Consider the following 22,899-nt stretch of genomic DNA (forward strand, 5'->3'; position numbering starts at 1 on the left):
CGACCTGAAGACCCAAGAGGACGGGACAGCCATGCCTTCTTTCGACACCCCCGAACCGATCTCGGCCACGGCGCGCGTGGAGGCCGGTTCCATCCAGTTCCTCGCGGGCGACCGCGCCGACACCGTCGTCGAGGTGCGGGCGCGCAACCCGAAGAAGGACCTGGACGCGCGGACCGCGGACCAGACGGAGGTCACGTACGCGAGGGGCGTACTGACCGTCCGGACGCCGAAGTCCACCATGTTCGGCCGCACCGGCGTCGTCGACGTCACGGTCGAACTGCCCGCCGGCTCGCGGATCGACATGACCGGCGCCTGGACCCAGGTGCTCGGCGAGGGCCGGCTCGGCGAGGTCCGTGTGAAGACCTCCGCCGGAGACGCCCGCTTCGACACCACCGGCCCGCTGCACCTGACCGCCTCGCACGGCTCGATCACGGTGGACCGGGTCGAGGGCAAGGCCGAGATCACCACGAGCTCCGGCAGCCTGCGCGTCGGCCTCGTCGACGGCCCCGCCGTCCTGAAGAACTCGCACGGCACCACGACCATCGGTGCCGCGACCGGTGCCCTGCGGGTGAGCGGAGCCAACGGCGACATCGAGATCGGCCGCGCCGAGGCCTCGGTCGCCGCCACGACGGCCCACGGCACCCTGCGCGTCGGCGAGGTGGCGAGCGGCACCGTCCAGCTGGAGACCTCGTACGGTGCCATCGAGGTCGGCATCCGCGAGGGCGTGGCCGCCTGGCTGGACGCCCACTCGGCCTCCGGCCAGGTGCGCAACGGGCTCACCACGTCCGAGGCCCCCGGGAAGGCGGAGGACACCGTCGAGGTCCGCGCCCGCACCCGCCACGGCAACATCGACATCCGCCGCGCCAGGGCCTGAGCGCCACCTCCGCGCCCGGTCACGCACCCCCTTCCCCTTTCCTCCTTCACCCTTCGATCGGAGGGCCCCATGCCTTCTTCTGTCATGCCCATGATCAATCCGACGGACGGGCGGCCGCCGGCGGCCGCCATCAGCGCCACCGGCCTGCGCAAGTCCTACGGCGACAAGACCGTCCTGGACGGCATCGACCTGCACGTCCCGGCCGGTTCGATCTTCGCCCTGCTGGGTCCGAACGGCGCGGGCAAGACGACGGCGGTCAAGATCCTGTCCACGCTGATCACGGCCGACGGCGGGCAGGTACGGGTCGGCGGCCACGACCTCACCGCAGAGGCGCAGGCGGTCCGGGCCGCGATCGGCGTCACCGGCCAGTTCTCCGCGGTGGACGGCCTGATCACGGGCGAGGAGAACATGCTCCTGATGGCGGACCTGCACCACCTCTCCCGGCAGGAGGGCCGACGGGTGACCGCCGAACTCCTGCAGCGCTTCGACCTGACGGAGGCGGCGAAGAAGCCGGCCTCCACGTACTCCGGGGGCATGAAGCGCCGCCTGGACATCGCCATGACACTGGTCGGGGCCCCGCGGATCATCTTCCTCGACGAGCCGACCACCGGCCTGGACCCGCGGAGCCGTCACACCATGTGGGGCATCATCCGCGAACTCGTCACGGGCGGGGTGACGGTCTTCCTCACCACCCAGTACCTGGAGGAGGCCGACCAGCTCGCCGACCGCATCGCCGTCCTCCACGACGGAAAGATCGCCGCCGAGGGCACGGCCGAGGAACTCAAGCGCCTGGTCCCCGGCGGACACGTCCGGCTGCGCTTCACCGACCCGGCCGCGTACCGCGCCGCCGCCGCGGCCCTGACCGGCGCCGCACACGACGACGAGGCCCTGGCCCTGCAACTGCCCAGCGACGGAAGCCAGCGCGCGCTGCGTTCCGTCCTCGACCGCCTGGACTCCACGGGCGTCGAGGCGGACGAACTGACCGTGCACACGCCCGACCTCGACGACGTCTTCTTCGCCCTCACCGCCGCCGCCCCCGTCCCCGCCCAGCCGAAGGAGTCCGCCCGATGAGCACCCTGTCCCTGGCCGCCCGTGACACCACCACGATGCTGCGGCGCAACCTCCTGCACGCCCGCCGCTACCCCTCCCTGACCCTGAACCTGCTGCTCACCCCGGTCATGCTCCTGCTGCTGTTCGTCTACATCTTCGGCGACACGATGAGCGCGGGCCTGGGTGGCGGCGACCGCTCCGACTACATCGCCTACCTCGTGCCCGGCCTGCTGCTGATGACCATCGGCTCCACCACCATCGGCACCGCCGTCTCCGTCTCCAACGACATGACCGAGGGCATCATCGCCCGCCTGCGCACCATGGCCATCCACCGCGGCTCGGTCATCACCGGCCACGTCATCGGCAGCGTCCTGCAGTCCGTGATCAGCGTCGTCCTGGTCGGCGCGGTCGGCGTGGCCATCGGTTTCCGCTCCACCGACGCCACCGCCCTGGAATGGCTCGCCGCCCTCGGCCTCCTGGTCCTGTTCGCCCTCGCGCTGACCTGGATCGCGGTCGGGATGGGCATGGTCAGTCCGAACGCCGAGGCCGCCAGCAACAACGCCCTCCCGCTGATCTTCCTCCCGCTGATCTCCAGCACCTTCGTCCCCATCGACGCCATGCCCGGCTGGTTCCAGCCCATCGCCGAGTACCAGCCCTTCACCCCCGCCATCGAAACCCTCCGCGGCCTGCTCCTGGGCACCGAGATCGGCCACAACGGCTGGCTCGCCCTCGCCTGGTGCCTCGCCCTCGCCACCCTCGGCCACCTCTGGACCAAGAAGCTCTTCCGTCGCGACCCCGAGTGACCGGGACGCCCCGACCGGACCGGCCCCGCGGGGCGGCGCACACCGACACCACGTCGGTGTGCGCCGCCCGTTCGGCCCCGATCATGCCCCAGTAGAGTGGGCGGGCTCCGGAAGACCGGAGCCGGATCGTGTGGGGTGGGGAATGGCGAAGCACCGGCTGTCCAGGAAAGGCCGCTACGCGGCGCTGGCGACGACGGCCGTCGCGGTCGTGGCGGGCGCCGGGGTCGCGGCCCAGACCTCGATGGCGGCCACGGCGTGGCCGGCGCAGAGGACGTACACGGGCCGGGTGTTCGACGCCTGCACGGCGCCTTCGCTCACCACGATGAAGGCGTGGAAGAAGGACGCGTACTACGGCGGCGTCGCCGTCTACGTCGGCGGGAAGAACCGCGGCTGCGCCCAGCCCGCTCTGACCAGGTCGTGGGTGAAGTCGGTCGACACGCTCGGCTGGCGGATCGTCCCGCTGTACGTCGGCGCCCAGCCGCCCTGCCAGAAGAGCGGGAACAAGGAGAGGTTCACCGCGGCCACCGCGGCCTCGGTCGGGGCGAGCAACGCCTACGACGCGGTCGCCAAGGCCTCGGCGCTCGGCATGAAGCCCGGCAGCCCGGTCTACCTCAACATGGAGCCGTACGACACCGCCGACAAGGCGTGCAACGACGCCACCCTCGCCTACGTCCGGTCCTTCACCAAGACGCTGCGCGCCAAGACCTACCGCGCCGGCCTCTACGGCTTCAGCAGCTCCAGCGCCAAGGCGGTCGCCACGGCGAAGGACCGCACCGACCTGCCGGGCAACCTCTGGTACGCCCTGTGGAACGGCCGGGAGACCACCACCGGGGACTGGCCCTGGGACCCGAAGCTGTACACCGACCACAGCCGGGGCCACCAGTACAAGGCGAACAGCAAGGAGACCCGCGGCGGCTCCACCCTCACCGTCGACCGCAACGCCTGGGACGCCCCGGTCGCCCTCGTCGGCTGACCGGCGCCCCGCCCCCTTCCCGGCCGCCCGGCGCCCGGTCACCGTCATCAGGTGGCCGGGGCGCCCGGTCACCCTCCTCGCCCGTCCGGCGCCCCGGCCGCCCTCGTCGTCCGACACGCCGTCCGGCACCCGTACGACACCGGCGCCGACGACCGCCACCCGTTCGCGGGCGCCCCTCGTCTTCCCTGGTCCCACGGCCCGTCACCCGTCCCGCGCGGGGCGGGGCCCGCCCCGAGCCCACTCCCACCGGTGTGCATCCGGTCACACCGGTCTCGCCTTCTGCCAAACTAGTAGGACGTCCTACTATCTGTGGGGTCCCCTCACCTCCCCGGGAAGGTCCACATGACCGCTCTGCACCGGCCCGTGCACCCCGTCCGTCTGGTCACCGCCTCGGCGCTCTTCGACGGACACGACGCCTCGATCAACATCATGCGGCGGATCTTCCAGTCCCAAGGCGCCGAAGTGATCCACCTCGGGCACAACCGGTCCGTGCAGGAGGTGGTGGACGCGGCGCTCGAGGAGGACGCCCACGGCGTCGCGGTCTCGTCCTACCAGGGCGGGCACGTGGAGTACTTCGAGTACCTGGTCCAGTCGCTGCGCGAGCGCGGCGCCGACCACATCCGCGTGGTGGGCGGCGGGGGCGGCGTCATCGTGCCCGAGGAGATCACCCGGCTCCGCAACAGCGGAGTCACCATCTTCTCCCCCGAGGACGGCCAGCGGATGGGCCTCGCCGGGATGATCAACTCGGTGATCGAGCAGTGCGACTTCGACCTCTGGGACGGCGGGCCGGCCGACGCGGCGGCGGTCCTCGCGGGCGACCGGGGCGCGATCGCCCGCGCCATCACCGGAGCCGAGCTCGGCAAGCTGTCCCCCGACTTCCTGGACCGGCTGCGCACCGCCGCGACGGCGCGCGTCACGCCCGTCCTCGGCATCACCGGCACCGGCGGCTCCGGCAAGTCGTCGCTCACCGACGAACTCGTCCGCCGGCTCCGCGTCGACCAGCAGGACAAGCTGCGCATCGCGGTGATCGCGGTCGACCCGACACGCCGCCGCGGGGGCGGCGCCCTGCTCGGCGACCGGATCAGGATGAACTCCCTCGACGGCGACCGGATCTTCTTCCGCAGCCTGGCCACGCGCGGCAGCCACGAACTGCCCGAGCACCTGGCCGATGTGATCGACGTCGTCAAGGCCGCCGGATTCGACCTGGTGATCGTGGAGACGCCGGGCATCGGCCAGGGCGACGCGGCGATCGTGCCCTTCGTCGACACCTCGCTGTACGTGATGACGCCGGAGTTCGGCGCCGCCTCGCAGCTGGAGAAGATCGACATGCTCGACTTCGCCGACGTCGTGGCCATCAACAAGTTCGAGCGGCGCGGCGCCAAGGACGCCCTGCGCGACGTGGCCCGCCAGCTGGTCCGCAACCGCGAGGCGTTCGACAAGCGGCCCGAGGACATGCCGGTCTACGGCACCTCGGCGGCCACCTTCAACGACGACGGCGTCACCGCGCTCCACCAGCACCTCAAGACCGCCCTCGCCGAGAAGGGGCTCACGCTCGCCCGGGGCACCCTGGCTCCGGTCGACGTGCGCCACTCCTCCGGCATCCGGCAGGTCGTGCCCGCCGACCGGGTCCGCTACCTCACCGAGATCAGCGAGACCGTCCGCTCGTACCACGCGGAGACCGAGCGCCTCGCCGAGGCGGCGCGCCGGGTGCAGCGCCTGGACACGGTCAAGGCCGAGCTCGCCCGGGCCGAGTACGACGACGCCGGCGTGGACGCGCTGCTCACGGACGCCCGCAAGCGGCTCCCCCACGAGGTCGTGGACCAGATCGAGAAGTGGCCGGCCGTCGTGGAGTCGTACTCCGGCGACGAGCAGGTCGTGCGGATCCGGGACAAGGAGATCCGCACCAAGCTGACCCGCGAGTCGCTGTCCGGCAACAAGATCCCGCGCGTGGCCCTGCCCCGGTTCACCGACCACGGCGAACTGGTGCGCTTCTGGCGCCGCGAGAACCTGCCCGGTCACTTCCCCTTCACCGCCGGGGTGTTCCCCTTCAAGCGCGACGGCGAGGACCCCGCGCGGATGTTCGCCGGCGAGGGCGACCCGTTCCGCACCAACCGGCGTTTCAAGCTGCTGTCCGAGGGCCAGCCGGCCACCCGGCTCTCCACCGCCTTCGACTCGGTCACGCTGTACGGCCGCGACCCCGGCGAGCGCCCCGACATCTACGGCAAGGTCGGCACCTCCGGCGTGTCGGTCGCGACCCTCGACGACATGAAGACGCTCTACGACGGCTTCGACCTGATCGCGCCGACGACCTCGGTCTCCATGACGATCAACGGGCCGGCCCCGACGGTGCTCGCGTTCTTCCTCAACACGGCCGTCGACCAGCAGGTCGACAAGTTCCGCGCCGCCGAGGGCCGCGAGCCCTCCGCCGACGAGGTGGCCGAGCTGCGCGCCCACGCGCTCGCCACCGTGCGCGGCACGGTCCAGGCCGACATCCTCAAGGAGGACCAGGGCCAGAACACCTGCCTGTTCTCCACCGAGTTCTCGCTGCGGATGATGGCCGACATCCAGGAGTGGTTCATCGCGAACAAGGTCCGCAACTTCTACTCGGTGTCCATCTCCGGCTACCACATCGCCGAAGCCGGCGCGAACCCGATCAGCCAGCTCGCCTTCACGCTCGCCAACGGCTTCACCTACGTGGAGACCTACCTGGCCCGCGGCATGGACGTCGACGACTTCGCCCCGAACCTGTCGTTCTTCTTCTCCAACGGCATGGACCCCGAGTACTCCGTCCTCGGCCGCGTCGCCCGCCGCGTCTGGGCGGTGGCGATGAAGGAGAAGTACGGTGCCAACGAGCGCTCCCAGAAGCTGAAGTACCACGTCCAGACCTCCGGACGCTCCCTGCACGCGCAGGAGATGGACTTCAACGACATCCGCACCACCCTCCAGGCGCTCATCGCCATCTACGACAACTGCAACAGCCTGCACACCAACGCCTACGACGAGGCCGTCACCACCCCCACCGAGGAATCCGTCCGCCGCGCCCTGGCCATCCAGCTCATCATCAACAGGGAGTGGGGCCTGGCGATGAACGAGAACCCCCTCCAGGGGTCGTTCATCATCGACGAGCTCACCGACCTGGTCGAGGAGGCCGTGCTCCAGGAGTTCGAGCGCATCAGCGAGCGCGGCGGCGTGCTCGGCGCGATGGAGACCGGTTACCAGCGCGGCCGCATCCAGGACGAGTCGATGCTCTACGAGCAGCGCAAGCACGACGGCACCCTGCCCATCATCGGCGTCAACACCTTCCGCAACCCCCACGCGGACACCGCCGAGCCCGGCACCGTCGAACTCGCCCGCGCCACCGAGCACGAGAAGCGGTCCCAGCTGGAGCGGGTGCAGGACTTCCAGGCCCGCCACCACGACCAGGCCCACGCGGCCCTGGCCGCCCTCAAGGAGGCCGCGGTCAGCGGCGAGAACGCCTTCGCCGTCCTCATGGACGCCGCCCGTGTCTGCACCCTCCAGCAGATCACCGAGGCGTTCTTCGAGGTCGGCGGCCAGTACCGCCGCAACGTCTGACGCGGTCCCGCGTCGTACGCGGGCGCGGCGGTCCGGCCCGGCGGTGTTCCGCCGGGCCGGACCCCGGGGAACGTTCGAGCCTCCACGACGACGAGTCGCCGAGCGCCTACAGTGGCCGTCTGCGATCGAGGGGTGCCCCTACGTGCCCTTCTCACCTCGTCGGAGTCGCCATGGCCTCGCCCCCGCCCGATCCACGCCGCTCCGGGGCGTCGCTCCTGCCGGTCCTGATTCCCCTCGCGGTCCTGATCGTGGTGGCGGTGTCCGTGGGGTCCCGGCTGCAGTTCACCGAGCGGCAGGCGAACGACACGGTCCGCACGGCGGGATCCCGTGCCGCCGACCGGGTGGACGTGGAGGCCGTCGTCCAGAGCGTCGACGCCGCGGCAAGAGAGCTCGTCCTGCGGGTCAGGGTCGTCCCCCGTGGGGCTCTCGGCGAGGAGGAGGGGACCGCCCCGGTGGGCGACCTCAGCCTCCAGACCTCCGTGGCGACCCTCGGCGACCTGGCGTTCGAAGCGCACGAGCGGCTCGCCCCCAAGGACGTGCAGGTCGCGATCGCGGGTGGATCGATCGGTGACTACCCGTTCGACACCTACGAGACCGACATCGAGTTCTGGGCGCTGATGGACGGCAAGGAGGTGCCGGTCCGGATGTCCGTCTCCAACAACGACACGCGCTTCTCCGTCTCCGCGGCGCCCCCGGCCTCCGGGCAGGACGCCGTCGTCGGGCTGCGGCTGTCCCGATCGACCAGCCTGCTCGTCTTCGCGGTCTTCATGATGGTCGTCATGTGGGCGCTGGCGTCGTCCGTGCTCCTCGGGGCCTGGTACCTGACGACCCGTGGCGAGGGTGTGGCCTGGCCCGCCCTCGCCTGGATGGCCGCCACGCTGTTCGCCCTCGCGGCGTTCCGCAACACCGCACCCGGCGCGCCCCCGATCGGCTGCGTCATGGACTGGTTCGCCTTCTTCTGGGCCGAGACCGTCATCGCCCTGTGCCTGATCACCGTGGTCACCACCGGCGTTCGCGGCGCCATCCGCTCGGAGGACGCCCACCGGGCCTGACGGTCGCGGCCGACGGCACGGGCCGTGCGGGCGTGGAACGTGCCCGGCCACGAACGCCGCGACGAAACCTTCTCCCTTCTTCCTCTGGATTCGTACAACCATCCGTACGCCCAGGAGGTCGTACGGGACGAGCACGCCGGATGCGTGTTCGTTTCGTTTCCAGGGGGGACCCGCATGACTCACCGCACATCCCTGCGCGCCCGCGCGCTTCCGGCCGTGGCCGCCGCCGGCCTGCTCGTGCCCGTCGTGGCGGGCGCGGCGCCCGCTTCCGCCGCCACCGCGCCCCAGGTCAGCTGCACGTCCGGCAAGGCCGGGCTCGCCGCCAAGCTTCAGAGGGACATCACCGCCGCCCTCTCCACGCGCGCCGGCACCGTCGCCGTCGGCCTGCGCGACCGCGCCACGAACACCACCTGCACCCTGCGCGCCACCACCTCGTACGACTCGGCCAGCGTCGTGAAGGTGACCGTCCTCGCCACGCTGCTCTGGGACGCCAAGAAGACCAATCGGTACCTGACCTCACGCGAGACCAACCTCGCCACCGCCATGATCACCAAGTCCGACAACGCGGCCACCACGTCCCTGTGGAACCAGCTCGGCGTCACCAAGGTGAAGGGCTTCCTGACGGCTGCCGGCATGACGCGGACGGTGCCGGGGTCCGGCGGCTACTGGGGACTCACCCGGATCGACGTCACCGACGAGCAGCGGCTGCTCGCGCTGATCACCGCCAGGAACACCGTCCTGAGCGACAACTCCCGCACCTACATCCTCAAGCTCATGGGAAACGTCATCGCCTCGCAGAGGTGGGGAACCCCCGCCGGTGCGCCCTCTTCCGTGTCCGTGCACGTCAAGAACGGCTGGCTGCAGCGCGCCACGCGCGGCTGGCGCGTGCACAGCGTCGGCACGTTCCAGGGCGGCGGCCACGACTACACGGTCTCCGTGCTCACCGACGGCAACAGCACGATGACCTACGGCGTGAACACGATCCAGGCCGTGTCCAAGGTGATCCACCGGGACCTGTTCCCGACCGCGACCGCCGCGTCCCTCTACACGCCGACCACCACGCCCAAGGAGGCGTACGTCGCGGTGCCCCAGGGCTGATGCCCTGATCGCGCACGAGGCGGGCGGACGGGACCGCGCCGACCGGACCCTCCACGGCGCTTTCCGCCACCTCCGCGACCGGCGACTCGCCCCGCCATGCCACCCGGCCTCGCCGTTTTCGCGGGGGGGGGCTCGCCGGGCCGCCCGACCCCGTCCCGGCTTCGACGGCGAGGCCCGCGAACGCCGCGACGGGGTCGGGCCGATGACGGTCATCGACCGGCGTACGGCAGGAGGGCCATCTCCCGGGCGTTCTTGATCGCGGTGGCGAGCGCCCGCTGCTGCTGCGCGGTCACGCGGGTGACGCGGCGGCTGCGGATCTTGCCGCGGTCGGAGATGAACTTCCGCAGCAGATCGGTGTCCTTGTAGTCGATGTACGTGACGCCGGCCGCGTCGAGCGGGTTGGGGCGGGGCTTCGCGGGCTTGCGGGGGTCGGGGCGTCGGGCCATGTCGCGGTTCCTCCGAGGGAGCGTCTCAGTGGGGTCGTACGGGGTCAGGCGGCGTCGAGGAGGGAGTCGAAGGCGGTCGGCAGGCGCTTCCACGCCTCGCGTCCCTCCCGGTATTCGGCCTCCGTGAGCAGGCAGGAGTCGAGGAGTTCTTCGATCCCGTCCCGATCGAGGCCGGGCGAGGTGAAGACGAGGTGCTGGCAGCGGTCGCCGTGCTCGGGATGCCAGTCGAGCGCGGCGGCCGCGCGGCGCACGGGCGGGACCATCTCCCAGGCGGCGTCGGGCAGTGACGCCAGCCAGGGACCGGCGCTCTCCACGCACAACGCTCCGCCGGCCGCGTCCCAGGCGAGCAGCGTGTCGGGGCGGTCGGCGAGCCAGAACCGGCCGCGGCTGCGGGCCGCCGCGCAGCACAGGTCCTCGAGCGCCTCGTACAGCCGTTCCGGATGGAACGGTCGGTGGCGGCGCCAGACGAAGGTGGTGACGCCGGCCTCGTCGGCGTCCTGGGGCAGCAGCGCGCACGCGGGGTGCTGTGCGGCGGCCGCGGCCTCGACGTCGAAGCCGGCGAACGCGGCTGCGACGAGTTCGCCGGAACCGGCGGCCACGCGCCGCGCGGTGGGATGGAGCTGCGCGAGGAGGGCGCGGTCCTCGTCGTCGGCCCCGTCGTCGTCGACGACGGCGAGCACGGGTGCGTACTCCAGCTGGCGGGCCCAGGTGTCGCCGACCGTCCGTCGATCGGTCGGGGCGGCGGCCAGGCCGGCCTCGGCCAGGTCGTCGCCGTTGCCCAGGCAGGGCAGGACGAGCGCGGGGTCCACGGCGGTGATCACGTTCGTCACGGCCAGGCGGTCTCCGCCGTGTCCGGCGATGACCTCCGCCATGGCCTTCGGCTCGACCGAGTCCCACAACTCCACCACGGCGAGCCGGGTCAGACCGCCGTCGGCCAGTCGTTCCAGCTCCGGGACGAGGTCCTCGCGCAGCGCGCAGCACGCGCAGTCGTCGATCAGCGGCGTCTCGCCGGAGGAGAGGGTGCCGGAGGCGTCCCGTACGAGACGGAGCACCGTGCCGTCGGGCCCTCCGCCGAGGTCGTGGTGCAGCGCGACGCTGTCCGGGACGGCCCGCAGGAGTCGTTCGACGACCTCCTTGCGGGCGTCGGCGTGGAGCCCGGCGACGATCACGACGGGAAGGCGGTGTTCGTGGTCCATCAGCGGGCTCCGTAGCGGCGCTGGAACTTCTCGACGCGGCCGGCGGTGTCGAGGACGCGGGCGGTGCCCGTGTGGAAGGGGTGGCTCGCGGAGGAGATCTCCACGTCGACGACCGGGTAGGCGTTGCCGTCCTCCCACGCGACGGTCTTGTCGCTGGTCATCGTCGACCGGGTGAGGAAGGCGGTGCCGGAGGCGGAGTCGCGGAAGACGACGGGCTCGTAGGCGGGGTGGATTCCGGGCTTCATGGCAGGACCTTTCGTTGACGGGGGCGGGGCGGGACGGTCAGCGCTCTTCGCGGAAGTCGGCGTGCCGGCCGACGACGGGGTCGTCCTTGCGCAGCACGAGGCGGTCGGGGTCGTCGCGCCGGTTCCTGCGCGTCACATGGGTGAGCCCGGTGCCCGCCGTGGAGCGGAACTCGGCGACCGGGCGGATCTCGTTGCGTGCCATGCCGCGAGTATATGGGAACGATTTTCATTTCCGATACCGCTACAGTGAGCACCTCACCCCAGCCAGCAGGAAAGGCGGCATCATCCATGTCAGCTCACTGCCAACTGACCGGCGCCGAGCCGGGCTTCGGCAACGCGGTCTCCCACTCCCACCGGCGCACCTCGCGCCGTTTCGACCCGAACGTCCAGCGCAAGCGCTACTGGCTGCCCGGCGAGGGACGGCACGTCCGGCTCACCCTGAGCGCCAGGGCGATCCGGACGGTGGACGTGATCGGCGTCGAGGCCGCCGTGGCGCGCATCCGCGCACGAGGGGGGAAGGTCTGATGGCGAAGCGAAGCAAGATCGCGAAGAACGAGGAGCGCAAGGAGATCGTCGAGCGGTACGCCGCCCGGCGGGCCGAGCTCAAGGAGGTCATCCGCCGCCCGTCCTCCACGGCGGCCGAACGGGACGCCGCCTCCGCCGAGTTGCGCCGGCAGCCGCGTGACGCCAGTGCCACGCGCGTGCGCAACCGCGACAGCACGGACGGCCGCCCCCGCGGCTACCTGCGCAAGTTCGGCCTCTCCCGCGTACAGGCACGCCGACAGGCACACGCCGGCTTCCTTCCGGGGGTGACCAAGTCCTCCTGGTGAACGCGTACTCGAGGTCGCCTTCGACCCCGGCGACCGGCGGCGAACCGTAGCCGTCCGCGGGAAACGGACGCCCTGAGCGTCGGGGGTCGCCCACGTCCGCGTGTGGACCTGCGGGGTCGCTAGGGGACCCGAGGGCCGCACGCGGACCCCGGGGAGCCGAGGCGTCTCCTTCGCCCCGGGCACCGCGCGCAGCACCGCGTCCGACGGTTCGCGCACCACCGTCCCGTTGCCGGTGCGGTCGGGTCACCGCGGTCCGGTCGCCGGTCAGTCGGTGATGGTGATGATGGCGATGGCGATGGCGATGGCGATGGCATACGCGTCCGTGGCCGACCTGGTCACGCCGCGCGCCCGCCCTGTCATGACCCCGCAGGTAATCGACCGTCACCGGGCCCGGAGCACAGGATGGGCGGCGTACCGAGCAGTCCCCGGCCGTCACCACCTGGAGGAACCCCGTCATGCCGTACTTCGAGTCTGCCGCCGACCGCACCCGCCTCCACTTCGTCGACTACGGCCCTTCGGACGGGCCCGTCATCGTCTTCGTCAGCAGCTCGTACTTCGGTACCGAGATGTGGGAGCACCAGATGCTGCCGCTCGCGGCCGAAGGTTTCCGCTGCGTGGGTTTCGACCGCAGGGGACACGGCAGGTCCGAGGACGTGTGGGGCGGCTTCGATCTCGACACCCTCGCCCGGGATCTGGGCTCGCTGCTCGATCACCTGGACCTGCGTGACGTCACCCTGGTCGGGCATTCGCTCGGCACGGCCGAGGTCGTCCGGCACCTCACCCACCGCGGTACCGACCGAGTGGCGCGCGTCGCCCTCGTCGGCGGAATCGCGCCGGGACCGGCCCGCTCCGCGGACCACCCGGAGGGCTGGGATCCGGAGCTGATCCGCGGATCCGCGGAGACCTTCCGCCGGGACCGGGCGAAGTTCTTCGCCGACGGCGCCGACGCGTTCTTCGCCCGCCACCTGCCCGGCCCGCAGGTGTCGGACGAGTACGTGGCGTACATGGTGGGCCGCTGCCACGGGGCGACGGCCCGCGCCGCCACCGCCCTGTGGGACCTCCTCCCCTCCCTGAACCTCGTCCCGGAGATGGTGAAGATCGACTGCCCGGTCCTCGTCGTCCACGGGTCCGACGACGCCTCCGCGCCCCTGGCCCTCACGGGGCGCCGCGCGGCCGACCTGATCCCCGGAGCGGAGCTGCGCGTGTACGCGCACGCGGGGCACGGGCTTTTCGCGACCCACGCGGACCGTCTCAACGACGACCTGCGCGCCTTCGCCCGGGCCGCGGGGTGATCGACGCCGCCCGCGCGGGGACGGTCGTCCCGCACGGCCTCCCACCTCGGCCGCTCCCCGTCGGCCGGACCCACCCGGTGACGCCCGCCGCGCTCGGGCGTCCACACGCGGTACCGGTGCCGTGGGGGCGCGGTCGGACCAGCAGGACGACCGCCAGCACGCCCGACGCGTCGACGACGCCGCACCCTTCGGACCAGGCGCGCGGGACGCCCCGGCCGGTGCGGTGGTGCGAGAGGTCCCAGAGGGCGTGGGCGAACCAGCCGACGGCCACGGCGTACAGTGCGGTCCTCCCGTCCAGGAGGAGGGCGACCGCGGCCCACGCGCGGAAGACGACGAGACCGGCGGCCTGGACGGCGAGCGTCCGCCGGTCGCCGAGTTCGCCGCGTACGGCCCCGAGGGCCAGGTAACACAGCGGCATGACCACGAGGAGGGCGGCGAGGAAGGACGCGGTCGGGAGCCCGTCGGCGAAGGTCGCGAGGGCGAGGGCGAGCCGGGTCGGCCCGCGGTGGACGAGGAAGCGGACGGGCGCGGCCGTGCTGGCCGCGGCAGGTCTCCTCGACGGCCGACGGGCCACCCCCCACTGGCCGTTCGCCCCGCAGCCGGCGAACGGCCACCCGGATGTGCGGGTGGACCCGGCGCCCCTGTGGATCCGCGACGGCAACGTGTACACGCCGGCCGGCATCACCAGCGCGCCGGACCTGACCCCGGCCTTCATCGAGGAGGACCACGGCCCGGAGCCGGCGCGCCAGGTGGCCCGGCACCTCGTCGTCCCCATGCAACGTCCGCGCGATCAGCGCCGGATGAGCGTGTTCACCGCGGCACCGCCGCCTCGCGAGGACACCGTCCGCGTCCTCGCCTCCTCCATCGCCGCGCACCCGAACGACGACCTGAGCACGCCCGCCCTCGCCGCCCGCGCCGGGAACGGCGGCGCGCCCCCGGGAGGCGGTCGGCCGGTCGGCAGGCCCGGTCCGCAGGAGGTGACGGGGCAGTCGTCCACGTACGTCGCCTCGCCGCCGGTGACCAGGTCGGCGGGGAGGAAGGGGGTCGCCTCCGGAGGCCGGCGCCGGCCCCTCGCACGCCGGACGTCCCCTCCGGCTCGGGGCCCCGGTTCCCGGCAGGGGCTCCGGCCCGGGGAGCTGCCGTCCCCGTGGCTCGTGGAGCCGTACGGCTCCCCACCGCTGGGCAGGTCATGCCTCCCGGTCGGCTCCGGGGCCCTGGGCGGCACCGGGTTCGTCGATGACGTCCCGTTTGTCTCCCCGGCCGTGGTCGAGGGCCGCCAGTTCCGGGAAGTTCAGGTCGAAGGCCGGGGATTCGGAGCGGATGCGCGGGAGCGCGAGGAAGTTGTGGCGGGGCGGGGGGCAGGACGTCGCCCATTCCAGGGAGCGGCCGAAGCCCCAGGGGTCGTCCACGGTGACCCGGGGGGCGGTCCTGGCGGTCTTCCAGACGTTGTAGAGGAACGGCAGGGTCGACGTGCCCAGCAGGAAGGCCCCGATGGAGGAGATCGTGTTGAGGGTGGTGAACCCGTCGGCCTGGAGGTAGTCGGCGTAGCGGCGGGGCATCCCCTCGGCGCCCAGCCAGTGCTGGACGAGGAACGTGCCGTGGAAGCCGACGAACAGCGTCCAGAAATGGATCTTGCCGAGGCGTTCGTCGAGCATGGTGCCGGTCATCTTGGGCCACCAGAAGTAGAAACCGGCGAACATCGCGAAGACGACCGTCCCGAAGACCACGTAGTGGAAGTGGGCGACGACGAAGTAGCTGTCGGTGACGTGGAAGTCCATGGGCGGCGAGGCCAGGATGACCCCGGTGAGCCCGCCGAACAGGAAGGTGACGAGGAATCCGATGGACCACAGCATCGGGGTCTCGAACGAGACCGACCCGTTCCACATCGTGCCGATCCAGTTGAAGAACTTCACCCCCGTCGGCACCGCGATCAGGAAGGTCATGAAGGAGAAGAACGGCAGCAGCACCGCGCCGGTGGCGAACATGTGGTGCGCCCAGACGGTCACCGACAGACCGGCGATGGCGATCGTGGCCCCGATGAGGCCCACGTAGCCGAAGATCGGCTTGCGGGAGAAGACGGGCAGGATCTCGGTGACGATGCCGAAGAACGGCAGCGCGATGATGTAGACCTCGGGATGCCCGAAGAACCAGAACAGGTGCTGCCACAACAGTGCGCCGCCGTTGGCCGGATCGTAGACGTGCGCGCCGAACTGCCGGTCCGCCTCGAGCGCCAGCAGCGCCGCCGCCAGCACGGGGAACGCGAACAGTACGAGCACGGACGTCAGCAGCACGTTCCACGTGAAGATCGGCATCCGGAACATCGTCATGCCCGGAGCGCGCATGCAGACGATCGTGGTGATGAAGTTGACCGAGCCCAGGATCGTCCCGAAGCCGCCGAGCGCGAGCCCCATGATCCACATGTCGCCGCCGACGTACGGGGTGTGCTCTCCGCCGCTGAGCGGCGTGTAGGCGGTCCAGCCGAAGTCCGCGGTGCCCTGGCTGGTGAAGACGCCGCAGAAGGCGATCAGGCCGCCGAAGAGGAACAGCCAGTACGCCAGCATGTTCAGCCGCGGGAACGCCACATCGGGGGACCCGATCTGCAACGGCATGATCGCGTTGGCGAAGCCGGCGAAGGTCGGAGTCGCGAAGAGCAGCAGCATCACCGTGCCGTGCAGGGTGAACGCCTGGTTGTACTGCTCGGGAGAGACGATCTGCAGACCCGGCCGCGCCAGTTCCGCACGGATCACCAGGGCGAGCGTTCCACCGAGCAGGAAGAAGACGAACGACGTGACCAGGTAGAGGTGCCCGATCTTCTTGTGGTCCGTCGTCGTCAGCCAGTCCACGACGGCCCTCCCCCGCCTCTTCCTCTTCACGGGTACGAGGGTGGGCGGCTCCGTGGACGTGGCCATGGGGACTCCGTGACGGGCTCAAAGGGAACGCGGGCGGGCGGTGCGACCCTAGGCCCCGCCCCTCCCGGCGGCCGCCCCGACACGGGCGCTCGGGATCAGTCCCTTCATCACACCGGTGCCGGCCTGCGGATCTGCTCTCCCGCCGCGGCGAAAGCCTCCGTTCGGCGGACGCGGGACGTCAGCCGGCGCACGCCCCGGAGAGGCTCTGCTCGGCGAGCCCGACGTCCGTTCCGGGAACGGGGACGAGCGAGGCGCTCGGCACGCGGGTGACCAGCGCCGTTCCGGAGGCGGTGCCGGCCGCACCCGCGGCCGTCCCGGCCCTTTCCTCGGGCACCGCCGCCCGACCGCCCCGGCGCCTGTCGCGCGTGCTCACGAGGCGATGGCGTCGTCGACCGTTTCCCAGATCTGCAGAACGTCGTCCACGCCGGTGATCGCGCAGAGTCGCCGGACCCGCTCCGACGGCGCCGCCACGCGCAGCTTTCCCGTCTGGTGGGTGAGGATCACCAGGTTCAGGAAGGTCGAGTCCGCGAAGGTGACCCCCGACGCGTCCAGGACCACCTTCGGATGCGTCTCGGTCGCGGTCTTCAGCGCGTCGGCCAAGGGCCCGACGGAGTGCATGTCGTAATCGCCGCTGGCCTCGACGACCTGCGCCCCGCGGCACTCGTACCGGACCACCATGCTCTGCTGCGACTCGTCTCCGGTGACCTGCTCCGGCACCAGCTTTCCGCCGGGCGCGGTCAGGAGCGCGGACGTGGCGGTCTCGTCCCAGGACATTCTCGAACTCCCTCCGGGGTCCCTCCACGGGAGGGAAGGCACGACATCAGATGCAGGAAAACTATGTCATGCATTTTTGTTCCGGCAAACGGGGTCCCGTAAAATCCGGAGCATGGTTGGATCCCCTGAATCTCACATCGGATGGACGTTCATCACGAACCACGCGCGCGTACTGGCCGCCATCGCGGACAACCCGAACGTTCGCATCCGTGACATCGCCGCCCACTGCCGGCTCACCGAGCGCGCCGTCTCGCGGATCATCGCCGACCTCGAACAGGACGGCTACCTCTCCCACACGCGAGAGGGCCGCACGAACACGTACCGCATAGAACCGGGCAAGGTGCTGCGCCACCCCGCCGAAGCCGGCCTCCCCCTGGCCTCCCTGCTGTCCCTCCTCGTACAGGACGAGTCCGAACGCACCGGCCAACAGCAGCCGGTCCTCCACTGACGGCCCGGGCCGGCCTCACGGGGCCGGACCGAGGGGCCGCGGCCGACCGGGAGGGCGGATCGCTCCGGCGACCGACGAAGCGGTTGCCGGAGCGGTCCGCCTGAAGGCGTCCAGGACGGCAGGGCCGGACATCCGCCGGACGTCCGTGGGCAGGCGGGCGGACTCGTCCTCGCCGGCCTCCTGGTCCGCGGCGACCCGCTCGCCGACACCGCCGCCCCGCCCGGCGCCGCGTCGACGTTCCGGGGACAGGGGCAGCGAGGTCTTGTGCGCCACCGCGTGCCGCCGTGTGCGAGAGAGCGGGGCCCCGGCCGGCAGGTTCTCGTGCACGGCCGCCGGTGGCCTCATCCCAGGCTGGCGCCCTGTGCGCGCAGTTCCTGCTGGACCGCGCGGACCGGGACGTCACGGGGCAGGCCGCCCCGGGCCGACGCGAGGGCCGCGCAGACACCGGCGGCCTGCCCGGTGGCGACCGAGATGGGCATCACGCGGTACGAGGAGTGGGCCACGTGGTCGCCGGAGATGCACCGGCCGGCGACCAGGATCCTGTCCAGGCCCCGGGGCATCAGACACCGCAGCGGGATGTCGTACGACTCTCCGCGCGGCAGCCGCCGCAGCAGGGTGCCGCGACCGCTCGGGTTGTGGATGTCCACCGGATAGGCGCCCCGGGCGATGACGTCGTCGAACTTGCGCGCGCCCAGCACGTCCTCGCCCGTGAGCTCGTACTCGCCCACGATCCGGCGGGTTTCGCGGACCCCGACCTGCACGCCGCTCTGCACGACGTACGACCGCTCGAAACCGGGCACGCGGCTCCGCAGGAAGCGGGAGATCTGCTCCATCTGGCGGTGGGCGGTGAACTCGGCACGGGTGAGGTCCCACACGCTGGTTCCCAGCACCTCGGTGACGCGGGTGGAGTTGACCGCGATCTCGCCGTCGTTCGGGGTGGCGAAGAAGAGGATGTCCTCACGGGGCAGATCCAGCTCGCCGGCGTCGGTGGCGGCGCGGACGAGGTCCCACAGGCCGTGCACGCCCTTCCACTGGTCCGGGTGGGCGCGGGCGTACCCGGCGAACTCCTCCTGGTCGAAACGCACCATCCGGAACATCAGCGTCATGGGCTGCGTCCAGCCGTCCTCGGGGCGGCCGACCTCGTACGCCGCCCCGGCCGCGGCGGCGATGTCGCCGTCGCCGGTGCAGTCGACGATCACGTCGGCGTCGATGACGACCGGCCCCGACTTCGTCTCGAACACCGCGCGGGCGCGCTCGGGGTGCGGGGCGACGCCGGAGGCGAAGGCGTGCAGCAGGGTGCGCACCTCGTGCTTCTCCAGCAGGTCGTACACGACCAGCTTGAACAGCTCCGCGTCGAACGGCACCGTGTAGCCGGTCTCGACCGACGGGCGGATCGCCGCTCCGGCGTGCACCAACTGGTCGAGCAGCATCCACAGGACGCCTCCGACGACCGGTTCGCCCTCCCCGTGGTCGGGCGGCAGCAGGCGGGAGGTGTCCCCCGCGACGGCCTGCTTGACCTCGTTGTGGAAACTCATGAGCGGCATGACGAGCGCGGCGGTGGCATTGCCGCCGAGGAACCCGTACCGCTCCACGAGGATGACCTGGGCGCCCGCGTTGGCGGCGCCGATGGCCGCCCCGATGCCGGCCGGCCCGCCGCCGACGACCAGGACCTGCGTGCTGCCTCCGTGCAGGGCTTGCCGTGGGGGCAGCTCCACGTGCCGGGGTACGCGGGGCGCGATCAAGTAGGTCACGGGTCCTCCTGGGGCCGGGGCGGTCGGGGCTCAGCCGACGCGGGCCGCGGTCGTCGGCAGGCCGGGCAGCACGGGCGGCGGGGCGATGGTCTCCAGATAGGCCAGGAAGCGCTCGGCGGTCCGGTCGGCCCGCGCCCGCATGGCAGCCGTCCGGGCGGCGGTCTCGGCCAGTCGTGCGGGCCGCTCGTCCCAGAGCCGGTCCACCTCGGCGAGCAGCAGGCCGACGTTCTCCCTCGCCACCCCGCGCAGGGCGGGCGCGCCGATCTGCTGGGCGAAGTCGAAGACCTTCCCCGCGTACGGCAGGGGCAGCAGGGGGACGCCGGCCAGCGCGGCGAAGACGAGGAAGTGCAGCCGCATCCCGATGGCCAGGTCCAGTTGCTTGACGATGTCGAGGACCTGCTGCGGACGTGAGGCGCCGCGCAGCACCGTGCAGGCGCCCGCGTCGGCCATGTGGGACGCCACGGCGTGCGCGTGCCGGATGTCGTCGCGTTCCATGGGGACGAAGACGACGTGGGCGTCCAGCCGGTTGACGAGGAAGTCGCCGACGTGGGCGAGGAGCTGGTGGTAGCCCTGTTCGTCGAGGTGCGAGGCGGCCCGGCCCGGTTCGCGCACGCTCATGCCCACCAGACGCACCCCGCGCGGCACGGCCTCGGCCCTCAGCAGGTCCTCCCCGCTGTCGCCGGGCCGCAGCAGCAGGGCGGGATCGGCGGTCACCGTGATGGGACGCTCGAGGCCGGCCTCCTCCAGGACGAGCTTGGACTCCTCGTCGCGGACCGTCACCGCGGCCGCGTCGGTGAGGGTCGAGCGGACCCACTCGCGGTCGACCTCGTCGGCGAGCGGGCCGGCGCCCACGGCGTACGTGAAGACGGGTACGCCGTGGGCCTGGGCGGTGCGCACCAGCCGCAGGTACCGGCGGGCTTCCGTGTCGTACAGGATGCCCCCGCCGCCGAGGACGAGGACGTCGAGCCGGCGCAGGTGTTCGGAGGTCCGCTCCCGCGTCACGCCCTCCCAGCCGACCACCTCGACGTCCGGGCGGACGCCGCGGCTGTAGTCCGGGTCGCGGGAGAAGACCACGATGCGGGCGTCCGGCCGCGCGCCCTGCAGGCGGTCCAGCATGGCGGTGAGGATCGCCTCGTCGCCCACGTTCTTGCCGCCGTAGGATCCCAGGACTCCTACGGTCACACCCTTGCCGTCGCGCATGACGCCCCTCGTGGTCTCCAGCGAGTGAGGTTGTTCCCACCAGTTCACCCCATCGGGAGACGTACGCATCTCGGGGCGGCTCGCTCGGCTCGTGGCCGCCCCGCGGGCCCCTCCGTCAGCCGACGAGTGCGAAACCGCTCTCGGAGCCGGTGCCGGACAGCTGACGGCGGGCGGTGGCCAGCGCGGTGTCGATGTCCCGGGTCCCGGTGGACACGCACAGGGTGTAGGTGACGTCCTCCAGCCGCCGGCGCGCTTCGGCGGAACCCTCCTCTGCGTGCCGGAGGAGCGTCTCGTACCGCTCGATGAGGTTCTTCAGCACCGCGGGGTGTGCCATCAGCATCAGCCGTCTCCTTGCTCCACATGGGTGACATGCGCCTCGTGCCGCCCGTCTGCCCCAGGTCGTGCGACGGCAATCGCGTGGTTCGGGTCAGGAACTGGAACAACGGCTTCCAGCCGGTGGACGGGGCCCGAGACAGAGTGTCGCCCTTCGAGCGGGGCGGCGCGCGGGCTGTGCCGGTCCGGGAGACCACGCCCACCACAGGTCCGGCCCGTCCAGCACGGGGAGATGCCGGACCTCGTCGCGGCCGTGGTGCGCGGGATTTCCCTCCTGTGGCCGTCCGTACCGATGACCACCACCGGCTCCGATCCCGTCACGGACCGGACGCGCGGCGATGCCCCTGTTCTCACCCGTGACCGCGCCCGGGGGGAGTTGAGGATTTCCGCCGGTGTTCGGCCGTTCGGCGTCACAGGAGGCACGGACGAGGGAGTTGTACGACCATCGGAGCGCGGGCCGCCGACGGCGTCGTACGGCTGACCGGCCCGCGGCCCGGGACGGCGAGCGGCGCCTCGACGTGGTGCGCGGCAACGGCCTCCGCCACCTTCCGGTGACGAGGGTCGGCGTTGCGGTTGCCGGTGGTCAGCACCCGCACGCCCCACCGGCCCCTGGCCGGAGTCGGCCGCCCGGGCCCAGGACCGCTGCCCGGTGACGTCCACCACCGTCCGCACCCCCTTCGTGTCCGTCCCCTCTCACGAGCGGAGCCGGTGCCGGCTCCGTCCTTCCGGCGCCCGAACCGAAAGCGATCACCCATGAACGACACCGAGCCCCTCGCCCTCGTCACCGGCGCCTCCAGCGGCATCGGCTTCGAGCTGGCCAGGCAGCTGGCCGAACGCGGCTACGACCTCGTCGTCAACGCCGAGGACGACACCCCGCTCCAGCAGGCGGTCCAGCGGCTCCGGACGGCGGGGGCGCGGGTGGAGGCCGTCCGGGCCGACCTGCGCGACCCCGAGCAGACCGAGCGCCTCTTCGCCGCGGCCACCGCCCTCGGCCGGCCGCTCGACGTCGTCGCCCTGAACGCGGGTGTCGGGCAGGGCGGCGCGTTCGTCGACACCGACCTGGCGGACGAGCTGGAGATCATCGACCTCAACGTCCGCTCCACCGTGCACCTCGCCAAGCTGGTCCTCCGCGACATGGCCGCCCGCGACGAGGGCCGCGTCCTGGTCACCTCGTCCATCGCCTCGACGACGCCCGGGCCCTTCCAGGCCGTGTACAACGCGTCCAAGTCCTTCCTGCAGTCCTTCACCGAGGCCCTGCGGAACGAATTCGAGGACACGGGCGTCACCCTGACCTCCCTGATGCCCGGCCCGACCGAGACCGCCTTCTTCCACCGCGCCGACATGGACGACACCAAGATCGGCCGGCAGGACAAGGACGACCCCGCCCAGGTCGCGCGGCAGGGCCTGGACGCCCTCTTCGCCGGCAAGGGAAAGGTCGTCGCGGGCTCGGTCAGGACCAAGGCGCAGGCCGTCGCCGGCAAGGTGCTTCCCGACAGCCTGAAGGCGGAGGCGCACCGGAGGGTGGCCGAGCCCGGCTCCGGCGACGAAGGATAGGAACACCTGTCGGTGCCGCGCCGGTCAGCGCTCCTGTGCAGGCGATCGGCGCGAGGGGGCGCATGGGGCATGTTCGTGCCGATGACGATGTGGGCAGCCTCCTGCCACACCCCCTTTCGAGCGTCCTGCAGCAGGAGGCTCCGTCCCGAAGACGGAGGTGACTGACATGGTCATCAGGCACTCGGTCGAAGACGGCGTTCTGCACCTGTCGTTCCCGCACGACCTCGGTGTCGCCGACCGTGCGGCCGCCGCCCTGGAGATCGAGGCGCTCCTGCTCACCCATCGGCCGCAGCGGGTACGGATGCAGTTGCCCACGGCCGACCCCTCCGCCCCGTCACTCAGCGTCCTTGCTCGCACTCGACGCCTGTGCGAACACCTCGGCGCGCTCCTGACCGTCGTCGGTCCCGCGCCTCTCGCCCCGCCGGTCGCGCCTGCGGCGGCGTGACCGGCGGCGAATGCGCTGTCACGTCCGGCCACGCGTCGCGGGACGTGGACGAG

Annotated in this window: 24 protein-coding genes; 13 read left to right on the forward strand and 11 right to left on the reverse strand. The window is 71.9% G+C overall.

Annotation, left to right across the window (positions count from 1 at the left end; translation table 11 throughout):
- Positions 1-31 precede the first annotated feature (31 nt).
- From IE180_RS08840 to IE180_RS08870, 7 genes are all read left to right on the forward strand, one after another.
- Positions 32-874 carry a DUF4097 family beta strand repeat-containing protein gene (locus IE180_RS08840; protein ID WP_190156217.1) on the forward strand — a complete coding sequence of 281 codons (843 nt, stop codon included), beginning with the start codon at positions 32-34 and terminating at the stop codon, positions 872-874.
- Positions 875-943: 69 nt separating this feature from the next.
- Positions 944-1,945: an ATP-binding cassette domain-containing protein gene (locus tag IE180_RS08845; RefSeq protein WP_190156218.1), complete on the forward strand. Its 1,002-nt coding sequence runs from the start codon at positions 944-946 to the stop codon at positions 1,943-1,945.
- Positions 1,942-2,727, forward strand: coding sequence for an ABC transporter permease (locus IE180_RS08850; protein ID WP_190156219.1), 786 nt, complete (start codon positions 1,942-1,944; stop codon positions 2,725-2,727). Before IE180_RS08845 ends, IE180_RS08850 begins: the two co-directional genes overlap by 4 nt.
- A gap of 142 nt (positions 2,728-2,869) precedes the next feature.
- Entirely contained in the window at positions 2,870-3,700 is an 831-nt protein-coding gene (locus IE180_RS08855; protein WP_190156220.1) for a glycoside hydrolase domain-containing protein, read from the forward strand.
- A gap of 342 nt (positions 3,701-4,042) precedes the next feature.
- Positions 4,043-7,273, forward strand: coding sequence for a fused isobutyryl-CoA mutase/GTPase IcmF (gene icmF / locus IE180_RS08860; protein ID WP_190156221.1), 3,231 nt, complete (start codon positions 4,043-4,045; stop codon positions 7,271-7,273).
- 170 nt (positions 7,274-7,443) lie between these two features.
- On the forward strand, positions 7,444-8,325 hold the full coding sequence (locus IE180_RS08865; protein ID WP_190156222.1) for a DUF4436 family protein: 882 nt from the start codon (positions 7,444-7,446) through the stop codon (positions 8,323-8,325).
- 174 nt (positions 8,326-8,499) lie between these two features.
- Entirely contained in the window at positions 8,500-9,423 is a 924-nt protein-coding gene (locus tag IE180_RS08870; protein WP_190156223.1) for a serine hydrolase, read from the forward strand.
- 209 nt (positions 9,424-9,632) lie between these two features.
- Here the strand turns inward: IE180_RS08870 and rpsR are convergent, their stop codons facing one another.
- Genes rpsR through rpmG form a run of 4 tightly spaced genes read right to left on the reverse strand, consistent with a single transcriptional unit; the run spans position 9,633 to position 11,512 of the window.
- A complete protein-coding gene (gene rpsR / locus IE180_RS08875) occupies positions 9,633-9,869 on the reverse strand; it encodes a 30S ribosomal protein S18 (protein ID WP_190156224.1) in 237 nt (78 codons plus the stop codon).
- Positions 9,870-9,913: 44 nt separating this feature from the next.
- On the reverse strand, positions 9,914-11,065 hold the full coding sequence (locus IE180_RS08880; protein ID WP_190156225.1) for a CobW family GTP-binding protein: 1,152 nt from the start codon (positions 11,063-11,065) through the stop codon (positions 9,914-9,916).
- Positions 11,065-11,310 (reverse strand): type B 50S ribosomal protein L31, encoded by a 246-nt coding sequence (locus IE180_RS08885; RefSeq protein ID WP_190156226.1) that lies wholly within the window; start codon positions 11,308-11,310, stop codon positions 11,065-11,067. Before IE180_RS08885 ends, IE180_RS08880 begins: the two co-directional genes overlap by 1 nt.
- Positions 11,311-11,347: 37 nt before the next feature.
- Positions 11,348-11,512 (reverse strand): 50S ribosomal protein L33, encoded by a 165-nt coding sequence (gene rpmG, locus IE180_RS08890; protein ID WP_190156227.1) that lies wholly within the window; start codon positions 11,510-11,512, stop codon positions 11,348-11,350.
- Positions 11,513-11,598: 86 nt separating this feature from the next.
- On the opposite strand from rpmG, the gene rpmB reads away from it, so the two are divergent.
- The 3 genes from rpmB (at position 11,599) to IE180_RS08905 (ending at position 13,432) form a co-directional block, all read left to right on the forward strand.
- Positions 11,599-11,835 (forward strand): 50S ribosomal protein L28, encoded by a 237-nt coding sequence (gene rpmB / locus IE180_RS08895; protein WP_190156228.1) that lies wholly within the window; start codon positions 11,599-11,601, stop codon positions 11,833-11,835.
- Positions 11,835-12,140 carry a 30S ribosomal protein S14 gene (rpsN, locus tag IE180_RS08900; RefSeq protein WP_190156229.1) on the forward strand — a complete coding sequence of 102 codons (306 nt, stop codon included), beginning with the start codon at positions 11,835-11,837 and terminating at the stop codon, positions 12,138-12,140. The genes rpmB and rpsN overlap by 1 nt, the downstream gene beginning before the upstream one ends.
- A 455-nt stretch (positions 12,141-12,595) precedes the next feature.
- On the forward strand, positions 12,596-13,432 hold the full coding sequence (locus IE180_RS08905; protein WP_190156230.1) for an alpha/beta fold hydrolase: 837 nt from the start codon (positions 12,596-12,598) through the stop codon (positions 13,430-13,432).
- Here IE180_RS08905 and IE180_RS08910 read toward each other — a convergent pair.
- The 4 genes from IE180_RS08910 to IE180_RS08925 all read right to left on the reverse strand — a co-directional run bounded on the left by IE180_RS08910 (position 13,392) and on the right by IE180_RS08925 (position 17,115).
- Positions 13,392-14,207: a hypothetical protein gene (locus tag IE180_RS08910; protein ID WP_190156231.1), complete on the reverse strand. Its 816-nt coding sequence runs from the start codon at positions 14,205-14,207 to the stop codon at positions 13,392-13,394. The two genes, IE180_RS08905 and IE180_RS08910, sit on opposite strands and share 41 nt — an antisense overlap.
- Positions 14,208-14,619: 412 nt before the next feature.
- On the reverse strand, positions 14,620-16,341 hold the full coding sequence (ctaD, locus tag IE180_RS08915; protein ID WP_190156232.1) for an aa3-type cytochrome oxidase subunit I: 1,722 nt from the start codon (positions 16,339-16,341) through the stop codon (positions 14,620-14,622).
- A 178-nt stretch (positions 16,342-16,519) separates the two neighbouring features.
- On the reverse strand, positions 16,520-16,714 hold the full coding sequence (locus tag IE180_RS08920) for a hypothetical protein (protein ID WP_190156233.1): 195 nt from the start codon (positions 16,712-16,714) through the stop codon (positions 16,520-16,522).
- Positions 16,711-17,115: an STAS domain-containing protein gene (locus tag IE180_RS08925; RefSeq protein WP_190156234.1), complete on the reverse strand. Its 405-nt coding sequence runs from the start codon at positions 17,113-17,115 to the stop codon at positions 16,711-16,713. The genes IE180_RS08920 and IE180_RS08925 overlap by 4 nt, the downstream gene beginning before the upstream one ends.
- 112 nt (positions 17,116-17,227) lie before the next feature.
- Here IE180_RS08925 and IE180_RS08930 point away from each other — a divergent pair, with 112 nt between their 5' ends.
- Entirely contained in the window at positions 17,228-17,563 is a 336-nt protein-coding gene (locus IE180_RS08930) for a helix-turn-helix transcriptional regulator (protein ID WP_190156235.1), read from the forward strand.
- 341 nt (positions 17,564-17,904) lie between these two features.
- Here IE180_RS08930 and IE180_RS08935 read toward each other — a convergent pair whose 3' ends face one another.
- The 3 genes from IE180_RS08935 to IE180_RS08945 all read right to left on the reverse strand — a co-directional run bounded on the left by IE180_RS08935 (position 17,905) and on the right by IE180_RS08945 (position 20,854).
- Positions 17,905-19,314, reverse strand: a complete 1,410-nt coding sequence (locus tag IE180_RS08935) for an FAD-dependent oxidoreductase (RefSeq protein WP_190156236.1) — start codon at positions 19,312-19,314, stop codon at positions 17,905-17,907.
- Between the two features lie 30 nt (positions 19,315-19,344).
- Positions 19,345-20,514, reverse strand: coding sequence for a polysaccharide pyruvyl transferase family protein (locus IE180_RS08940; RefSeq protein ID WP_190156237.1), 1,170 nt, complete (start codon positions 20,512-20,514; stop codon positions 19,345-19,347).
- Positions 20,515-20,629: 115 nt separating this feature from the next.
- Positions 20,630-20,854: a DUF5133 domain-containing protein gene (locus IE180_RS08945; RefSeq protein ID WP_190156238.1), complete on the reverse strand. Its 225-nt coding sequence runs from the start codon at positions 20,852-20,854 to the stop codon at positions 20,630-20,632.
- A gap of 746 nt (positions 20,855-21,600) precedes the next feature.
- Here IE180_RS08945 and IE180_RS08950 point away from each other — a divergent pair.
- A complete protein-coding gene (locus IE180_RS08950) occupies positions 21,601-22,401 on the forward strand; it encodes an SDR family NAD(P)-dependent oxidoreductase (protein ID WP_190156239.1) in 801 nt (266 codons plus the stop codon).
- A 166-nt stretch (positions 22,402-22,567) separates the two neighbouring features.
- Positions 22,568-22,846 (forward strand): hypothetical protein, encoded by a 279-nt coding sequence (locus IE180_RS08955; RefSeq protein ID WP_190156240.1) that lies wholly within the window; start codon positions 22,568-22,570, stop codon positions 22,844-22,846.
- The last annotated feature ends 53 nt before the right edge of the window (positions 22,847-22,899 follow it).

Source organism: Streptomyces litmocidini (genome assembly GCF_014649755.1).
GTDB classification, from domain to species: Bacteria; Actinomycetota; Actinomycetes; order Streptomycetales; family Streptomycetaceae; genus Streptomyces; species Streptomyces litmocidini.

Coding starts and splice junctions, on each gene's coding strand:
- IE180_RS08930 (WP_190156235.1), top strand. CDS start 17,228: ATGGTTGGATCCCCTGAATCTCACATCGGATGGACGTTCATCACGAAC.
- rpsN (WP_190156229.1), top strand. CDS start 11,835: ATGGCGAAGCGAAGCAAGATCGCGAAGAACGAGGAGCGCAAGGAGATC.
- IE180_RS08945 (WP_190156238.1), bottom strand. CDS start 20,854: ATGCTGATGGCACACCCCGCGGTGCTGAAGAACCTCATCGAGCGGTAC.
- IE180_RS08855 (WP_190156220.1), top strand. CDS start 2,870: ATGGCGAAGCACCGGCTGTCCAGGAAAGGCCGCTACGCGGCGCTGGCG.
- IE180_RS08955 (WP_190156240.1), top strand. CDS start 22,568: ATGGTCATCAGGCACTCGGTCGAAGACGGCGTTCTGCACCTGTCGTTC.
- IE180_RS08865 (WP_190156222.1), top strand. CDS start 7,444: ATGGCCTCGCCCCCGCCCGATCCACGCCGCTCCGGGGCGTCGCTCCTG.
- IE180_RS08940 (WP_190156237.1), bottom strand. CDS start 20,514: ATGCGCGACGGCAAGGGTGTGACCGTAGGAGTCCTGGGATCCTACGGC.
- rpmB (WP_190156228.1), top strand. CDS start 11,599: ATGTCAGCTCACTGCCAACTGACCGGCGCCGAGCCGGGCTTCGGCAAC.
- IE180_RS08910 (WP_190156231.1), bottom strand. CDS start 14,207: ATGGGGACGACGAGGTGCCGGGCCACCTGGCGCGCCGGCTCCGGGCCG.
- IE180_RS08905 (WP_190156230.1), top strand. CDS start 12,596: ATGCCGTACTTCGAGTCTGCCGCCGACCGCACCCGCCTCCACTTCGTC.
- rpmG (WP_190156227.1), bottom strand. CDS start 11,512: ATGGCACGCAACGAGATCCGCCCGGTCGCCGAGTTCCGCTCCACGGCG.
- rpsR (WP_190156224.1), bottom strand. CDS start 9,869: ATGGCCCGACGCCCCGACCCCCGCAAGCCCGCGAAGCCCCGCCCCAAC.
- IE180_RS08885 (WP_190156226.1), bottom strand. CDS start 11,310: ATGAAGCCCGGAATCCACCCCGCCTACGAGCCCGTCGTCTTCCGCGAC.
- icmF (WP_190156221.1), top strand. CDS start 4,043: ATGACCGCTCTGCACCGGCCCGTGCACCCCGTCCGTCTGGTCACCGCC.
- IE180_RS08925 (WP_190156234.1), bottom strand. CDS start 17,115: ATGTCCTGGGACGAGACCGCCACGTCCGCGCTCCTGACCGCGCCCGGC.
- IE180_RS08870 (WP_190156223.1), top strand. CDS start 8,500: ATGACTCACCGCACATCCCTGCGCGCCCGCGCGCTTCCGGCCGTGGCC.
- IE180_RS08950 (WP_190156239.1), top strand. CDS start 21,601: ATGAACGACACCGAGCCCCTCGCCCTCGTCACCGGCGCCTCCAGCGGC.
- IE180_RS08850 (WP_190156219.1), top strand. CDS start 1,942: ATGAGCACCCTGTCCCTGGCCGCCCGTGACACCACCACGATGCTGCGG.
- ctaD (WP_190156232.1), bottom strand. CDS start 16,341: ATGGCCACGTCCACGGAGCCGCCCACCCTCGTACCCGTGAAGAGGAAG.
- IE180_RS08840 (WP_190156217.1), top strand. CDS start 32: ATGCCTTCTTTCGACACCCCCGAACCGATCTCGGCCACGGCGCGCGTG.
- IE180_RS08880 (WP_190156225.1), bottom strand. CDS start 11,065: ATGGACCACGAACACCGCCTTCCCGTCGTGATCGTCGCCGGGCTCCAC.
- IE180_RS08845 (WP_190156218.1), top strand. CDS start 944: ATGCCTTCTTCTGTCATGCCCATGATCAATCCGACGGACGGGCGGCCG.